Origin of the sequence: Pollutimonas bauzanensis, from assembly GCF_040393045.1 — a bacterium.
In the GTDB taxonomy this organism is placed as follows: domain Bacteria; phylum Pseudomonadota; class Gammaproteobacteria; order Burkholderiales; family Burkholderiaceae_B; genus Pollutimonas; species Pollutimonas bauzanensis_A.
On the sequence record NZ_JBEBUX010000183.1, the window covers coordinates 1 to 6,178 of the forward strand.

Annotated in this window: 8 protein-coding genes; 3 read left to right on the plus strand and 5 right to left on the minus strand. The window is 53.9% G+C overall.

What is annotated here, in order from left to right; all coding sequences use genetic code 11:
- Positions 1 to 752, minus strand: a 752-nt coding sequence (locus ABWO67_RS18685) for a LysR family transcriptional regulator (protein WP_353154640.1), incomplete at its 3' end; no start/stop codon positions are given.
- A 169-nt stretch (positions 753 to 921) separates the two neighbouring features.
- On the opposite strand from ABWO67_RS18685, the gene fdxA reads away from it, so the two are divergent.
- The 3 genes from fdxA to ABWO67_RS18700 all read left to right on the plus strand — a co-directional run bounded on the left by fdxA (position 922) and on the right by ABWO67_RS18700 (position 2,940).
- Complete coding sequence (gene fdxA, locus ABWO67_RS18690; RefSeq protein ID WP_353154643.1) at positions 922 to 1,254, plus strand: ferredoxin FdxA; 333 nt, start codon at positions 922 to 924, stop codon at positions 1,252 to 1,254.
- 84 nt (positions 1,255 to 1,338) lie between these two features.
- Entirely contained in the window at positions 1,339 to 2,574 is a 1,236-nt protein-coding gene (locus ABWO67_RS18695) for an alpha-hydroxy acid oxidase (RefSeq protein ID WP_353154646.1), read from the plus strand.
- A 96-nt stretch (positions 2,575 to 2,670) separates the two neighbouring features.
- Positions 2,671 to 2,940: a DUF2164 domain-containing protein gene (locus tag ABWO67_RS18700; protein ID WP_353154649.1), complete on the plus strand. Its 270-nt coding sequence runs from the start codon at positions 2,671 to 2,673 to the stop codon at positions 2,938 to 2,940.
- A 1-nt stretch (position 2,941) separates the two neighbouring features.
- Here the strand turns inward: ABWO67_RS18700 and ABWO67_RS18705 are convergent, their stop codons facing one another.
- The 4 genes from ABWO67_RS18705 to ABWO67_RS18720 all read right to left on the minus strand — a co-directional run.
- The gene (locus tag ABWO67_RS18705) at positions 2,942 to 4,015 is read right to left on the minus strand and encodes an extracellular catalytic domain type 1 short-chain-length polyhydroxyalkanoate depolymerase (RefSeq protein WP_353154652.1); all 1,074 of its coding nucleotides are present in this window, start codon (positions 4,013 to 4,015) and stop codon (positions 2,942 to 2,944) included.
- Positions 4,016 to 4,028: 13 nt separating this feature from the next.
- Positions 4,029 to 4,442: a ribbon-helix-helix domain-containing protein gene (locus ABWO67_RS18710; RefSeq protein ID WP_353154655.1), complete on the minus strand. Its 414-nt coding sequence runs from the start codon at positions 4,440 to 4,442 to the stop codon at positions 4,029 to 4,031.
- A gap of 209 nt (positions 4,443 to 4,651) precedes the next feature.
- Entirely contained in the window at positions 4,652 to 5,134 is a 483-nt protein-coding gene (locus ABWO67_RS18715; protein WP_353154658.1) for a hemerythrin domain-containing protein, read from the minus strand.
- A gap of 78 nt (positions 5,135 to 5,212) precedes the next feature.
- On the minus strand, positions 5,213 to 6,178 hold a 966-nt coding region (locus ABWO67_RS18720), incomplete at its 5' end, for a helix-hairpin-helix domain-containing protein (protein WP_353154660.1).

Here is a 6,178-nt window from a genome sequence, read left to right on the forward strand (position 1 = left end):
CCTTTTTCGATGCTTTCAGTCACGATGAAGTCGGGTTGGTAAGTGATGCCCAGGCCTTGCGCCGCAGCCTGGGTCAATACGTCCCCATTGTTTGCATGGATGCGCGCGCGTACCGAAAACGTTTTAGGTACGCCATCGACCAGGAATTTCCAGACACCAAAATTGCCGCTAGCCGTATAGCTGAGGCAGTCGTGATTGAGCAGGTCTTTAGGGTGATGTGGTTCGCCGTGGCGCGACAGATAGGCCGGTGATGCCACAGTCAGCAAGCGCACACTTCCTATCTTGCGGACGATGTCGCTGTTTTTCAGGCGACTGGTGATGCGTATTGCGAGATCCATGCCTTCTTCGATCAGGTCAACTCGGCGATCGTTATAATCCATTTCCAGTCGGATATCGGGGTGACGTTCTGCAAATTCCAGAAGCAGGGGCGCCAGGCGCTTTATTCCATAGCTTAAGGGCAGGCTGATTCGCACAGCGCCGCGCAGGTTCTGATGTTCCTGAGCCAGTTCGGTTTCCGCTGACTCGATCAAATCAAGCGCTTCGCGGCATTTTTCCAAGTATCCGCTGCCGGCCGACGTTAATGTCAGGCGCCGGGTGCTGCGGGTCATCAGTTTTACCCCAAGCGCATTTTCCAATTGGGCGATTTGGCGGGTAACAATAGATCTGGCGATACCTTGCTGCCGCGCGGCGGCCGAAAAACTACCCAATTCAGCGACACGAACAAAGAGCGACATTGATTTCAATTTGTCCATTGTTGCTTTTTCCGGAACAAGTATTTGCTAATTGTCGCCTATTCAAGTCCAAATAACAACGTTACAGTGTTTCCATGGACATCGTCGCTGAACAGTAGCAATCGAGGAATAAGCTGGATGATGCGGCCTTATTGAACGATTTCCCATATTAAACAGGTATAGAAAGACGATGGCATTTGTCGTTACCGAAAGTTGTATTGCATGTAAGTACACAGACTGTGTAAGCGTCTGTCCCATGGACTGTTTCTACGAAGGTCCCAATTTTCTCGTCATCGATCCGGATGAGTGTATCGACTGTTCCATTTGCGTCGGAGAATGCCCCGTGAATGCGATTGTTGAAGAAAGAGAAATTTCGCCTGATCAGGCCCACTTTGTGCAGATCAATCGCGATCTTTCACACGATCCACGCTGGAAGCGGATATCCCGCAGCAAGGCCCCTCTGCCCGAACACGAGGCTTGGGCGAAAGTAAAAGATAAATTGCATTTGATGGAACAGGTCTAGAACGTGGACTCGCTCAAGCGGGGTCATAAACCCGGCCGGCATTAAACCGCAAGTGCGTTTGTTGGCCTACGAAAGGAAAATAGTATGCAAAACATAGAAACCGATGTTGTCTCCCATCAGCCTGCCGAACTGCAGAGTCTTGGTCGACGCGACATGTTTCGCTTGGCGGGCGCCGGGCTTGCGACGGCAGCGCTATCTGCTTCGGGGATGGCACGTGCCCAAGTACCCGAAGAGGCAAACACTGAATCATTGATGATCGAACGTAAAGGGATCAACAAAGATATTGGCGTTTTCAATATCGATGTTCTTGAAGAGCAAGCCAAGCAGAAGTACGGCCACGGCACGTATGTGTTTGTGTCGCACGGCTCGGGCGAGCAGTGGACACTCGCCGAGAACCGACGCGCCTTCGGGGACTATGTCTTTACCCCGCATCGCATGCAAGGCATTGTGCGTGAAAAAATCGACACCTCGGTCACTTTGCTGGGCGAGAAGCTTGCCCATCCGATTATCGTCACGCCGTTCGGCAGTCATGGCCTGCATCATCCAGCCGGCGAGGTGGCAACTGCCCAGGGCGCGGCCAAATCAGGCGCTTTGCTTACGGTTTCAAGCGCCTCCACGCGCAGCATGGAAGACATTGCCAAGGCCTCTACCGGCTCCAAGTGGTTTCAGATGTACCTGAACGTCGACGAAGGGCAATCTAAAGAGGTGCTGCAGCGGGCTCGCGACGCAGGATTCAAAGCCATCGTCTTTACCATTGATGCGATTGGCCAAGGTTCATCCGATGAGTACATGCGCTTGGGCAATCCACGGCCATGGCTGCCGTACGGCAATTTCACGACGGGTAGCGCCAATGCGTTCAAGACGAATTTGACGTGGAACGACGTCGAGTTCATAGGGAAGATCACAGGCCTGCCGGTGATCGTCAAAGGCGTTACGCGCCCGGAGGATGCTGTGGCCGCCGTCAAGGCGGGCGCCGCAGCGATACAGGTCTCCAATCATGGTGGGCGCGCGCTTGATGGCACGCCTGCCGCCATTACCGTGCTGCCCGAAATTGCCCAGGCCTTGCAAGGCGATGTGCCCATCATCATGGATAGCGGTATTCGTCGCGGCACCGATATCGTGAAAGCACTGGCGCTTGGCGCCGATGCGGTCGCTATTGGCCGTCCGTTGATGTACGGCTTGACGGTCGGTGGTGCCGGTGGCGTCAACAGCGTGATTAGTTTCATGCAACGTGAACTGGTCAATACTGTGCTGCATAGTGGTGTTGACAGTATCTCCAAGCTTGACGGCAGCCACGTGCGCAGCGTGCGCCGGGCGTAGTGTAGAAAGGCAGAAGGCTGAACTGTTTTTAGACAGATCAGCCTTCTGTTAAGCTGCGGCGCTCGCATGTTCACGTAAGGTACGGAGTAAGTTTCAATGGAAATCAAACTTAAGGCTGAAGTAGAAGAACAGTTAATCGGCTCGATACGCCGTTACTGGAAACAAGAAGAAGACGAAGATCTGGGCGAGCTTCGGGCGAGGATGTTTTTGAAGTTCATCGTGCAAGAAGTGGGCCCCGGCATTTATAACCAGGCGATACAGGATGCGCAGGGATACATGCAGGAAAAAGCTTCGGAAATGGAAATATCCTGCTATGCCGAGGAGTTCACTTACTGGTCCAGCCGAAAAAAGAGCGCGCGTAGTTAAGTTAATTGCACATCGGCTTGTTAGCCTGTGTATAGAAGAAGCGCATCATTTCCTGGCTCGCATCCGGACCCTTGGCATCGGTATAACTGCCGTAGGTGCTTCCACCGGACCAGGCATGGGCGGCACCATGGATTAGCCAGTGTTCGGCTACCACTTCCCCTTCGGTATTTTGGTGCATGGTTTGCGTGTAAGCATGCCCATTTGGCATTTTTCCGCGCCGCACACTAGGCTTCGGCTTGCGTGCCATCATTGCTTCGCCGTTGCGCGGATGGACCGTGGTGTCCTTATCCCCATGAAATACGATAATGGGAATTGAGTTCAGCTGTGCAGAGGCGCCTGTGGACGATCTGTTGTGGGGCGCGGCACCACTTTTCATTGCCGCCAAGGCCGATGGCAAGTCGTGTGCCGAAGCATAAGGCAGGCCCGAATGGACACCCACCGCGGCATATAAATCGGGATAAAGCGTACCCATAATAAGGGCCATTGCGCCGCCCGCCGACAAGCCCGCTATATAAACGCGGTTGGCATCCACATTTTGGGTGCTGATAATTTGGCGAGTGATGCCGGCAATGATCGATGGTTCGCCTTGGTCGCGCTGTTGATCAATGGCCTTGAACCAGTTCCAGCATCGAGCGCTGTTGGCTGCTTGGGTTTGGGCCGGATAGGCGACGAAGCATTGCTTCTCTTCGGCGATTGCATTCATCCGTGTGCCAGCGGCAAAGTCGTCCGGGTTTTGGGTGCAGCCATGCAACATGACTATTAACGGCAAAGGCTGACCGGTATAACTGCTTGGAATATATAGCTTATAGCTTCGGCTGCCCGCTGCATTGGTATAGGAGCCTGAGATAAATTTGCCTGCAGTGCTGTCGATAGGCGGTGTGTCGAACGAGGGGGTGATATCGCGCATCGGACACAAGTTGGCAGCAGTCCAGTCGGGGTACTGCATGGGGCGCCTGGAACTGTCGGCCGTTTGTAAAGCCTGTTGAATGGCCGCAGTGGCTGCCGCCGGCCCGCCAGACATCAGTCTTTTGGTTGCTTCACGCAGTTTCTCGTACATCTTTTCATTGGGTTTCACCGAGGCTGTCCTTTTAATGAATACGTCCGGCCAGGGCGGCCTTGACGTCCGAACTCGCACGCAGTGCGCCCAAGACCGTTATAGAGTCAATCGTTGCCAACGCCAGCTCTGGCGTGACGTCGGCGCCAATACTGGCCAAACCCAGTATCTGAATTTGCAGGCGCTGACCTGCCGCTTGTACGGCTTCCAGATCTGCGCGGGAATAATGCTGCAGGCCCAATACCAGGCTTTTACGTGCCACCGTCTGTTTGACGGCCTCGGCATGCGTGCTTAACTGATTGCGAATGGCTGTGCGGATCAAATCAGTCCGGTTGGAATAAAAGCCTTCCTGCACCAGCAGATCAATTTGCCCGAGATCAATCAATCCCAGATTGATAGTGACTTTTTCGGTTTCGTTAAGCTTTGGGCGAAGTTCATGCACGCTCATGTTGCGTTCCTTTGGCATCCATATGCCATCTATATACCATCCATATGGAGTGTATTATGAGCTTTTCAAGATGGTGATCAAGTAAGGAAACGCAACGGTGGGCAGTGGGATAGCGTGCGATGCTTGGCGAGCGCGCACAGGTTTTGCCCGCCAGGCTTTTTTAGGCCTGGCAGGCAAAACATCGGCTAGTCAAGAAACGCGTCTTGGAATTACGCGGCAACCGCTGAGTGAAGGAGTTCTTCTTTGCGCTCAGTCACTGATGTCAACAGCTCGCGTAAATCTACCTTTTTTCCAATCACTTTGGGGAAAAGCTCGTCTTCTTCTTCTTTGACGTGATGGGCCACATATTCGCTCAGCACTGTGACTTTGGCTTCGTACAAATTGTCGTCCTCGATGCTCGTGGCCTGGATTTGAGCAATAAGTTCTTTTGCAGTGCCATGCTCGACCAGCGCTTCGTTAAGCAGATCACCGAAAGCATCAGGATTCTGGGCTCGCAGGAATGGATAAAACAATTCCTCTTCAATAGTGGCGTGAACGGTAAGCTTCATACAGGCTTCTCGCGCAATGTCTTCTTTGGCTGCCTGGCTCTTTTCCGCTGCGAATTCCTTGAATAGTTTCTTTACTTCCTTGTGGTCGTCAAGCAAAAGGCTGAGGACATCTTTTTGGGCAACAGGTATTTGGGATTTGTTCATGCTTGGCTCTCTTGGTGGATAGCTGGGGAATCCAGCTTGCAACGGGGAATTAGCAATCATCGTGCCCAGTCGTGCAGGCTAATGGAAATCGCGGCTCGTGGTTTCCAGATTCCCCAGCAGAGGGGTTAAATCGACTAGCCGGCCCACGATAAGGTGTTGCACGCCGCCTTGAGATTGCCATGTACCGTATGCACCAAGCAGCCTTGAGGTCAGTAGTTCGCGTCGTTGACGTTCGATGATTTTTGGCCAGACAACCAAGTTGATTTGGCCTTCCTCGTCTTCTAAGGTCACGAAAACCACGCCTTTTGAGGTTCCCGGCCGCTGACGCCCTGTGACGATGCCGCAAGCTCGTACCAGGCGACGGTCGGGCTGTTCTCGCAAGTACGCCGAAGATGAGAAGCGCATTGTTGTCAGTTTGTCACGCAAGAGCGATAAGGGGTGTCGCCCGAGCGTCAGGCCTAGCGTGCGGTAGTCAGCCACGAGCGCCTGGCCTTCGCTGAGCAAGGGCAATTCTGGTGTGGACTGTTCATGGATATGCGCTTCTTTCAGCAACCCGCGTTCTGGCGTGCTGACTACCGATTCCCACAGCGCCGCCCGGCGATGGCCGGCAAGCGCGCGCAATGCATCGCCAGCAGCCAGGCTGTTCAGGTCGTGCCGATTCAAATTGGCGCGCCTGGCCATGTCCGCAACAGACTCAAAAGGCCGTGCCGCGCGCGCTTCTTCAATGCGCCAGGCGCTTTCTTGTTGCATGCCGCTTAGTTGGTTCAGCCCTAAGCGTACCGCTGGGCGCTTGGCGCCGGTAAACTCCAGTCGCGCCTCCCAATGGCTGATCGTTGCGTCGGCGGCAAGGACGGCGACCCCATGACGTCTGGCGTCCTGCACCAATATCGATGGCGAATAAAAGCCCATAGGCTGGCTATTCAATAAGGCCATCAGGAATGCTTCGGGTTCGTGGCGTTTCAGCCAGCAACTTGCATACGCGAGCAGGGCAAAGCTTGCGGCATGGCTTTCTGGAAAGCCGTATTCACCGAAGCCCTGGATTTG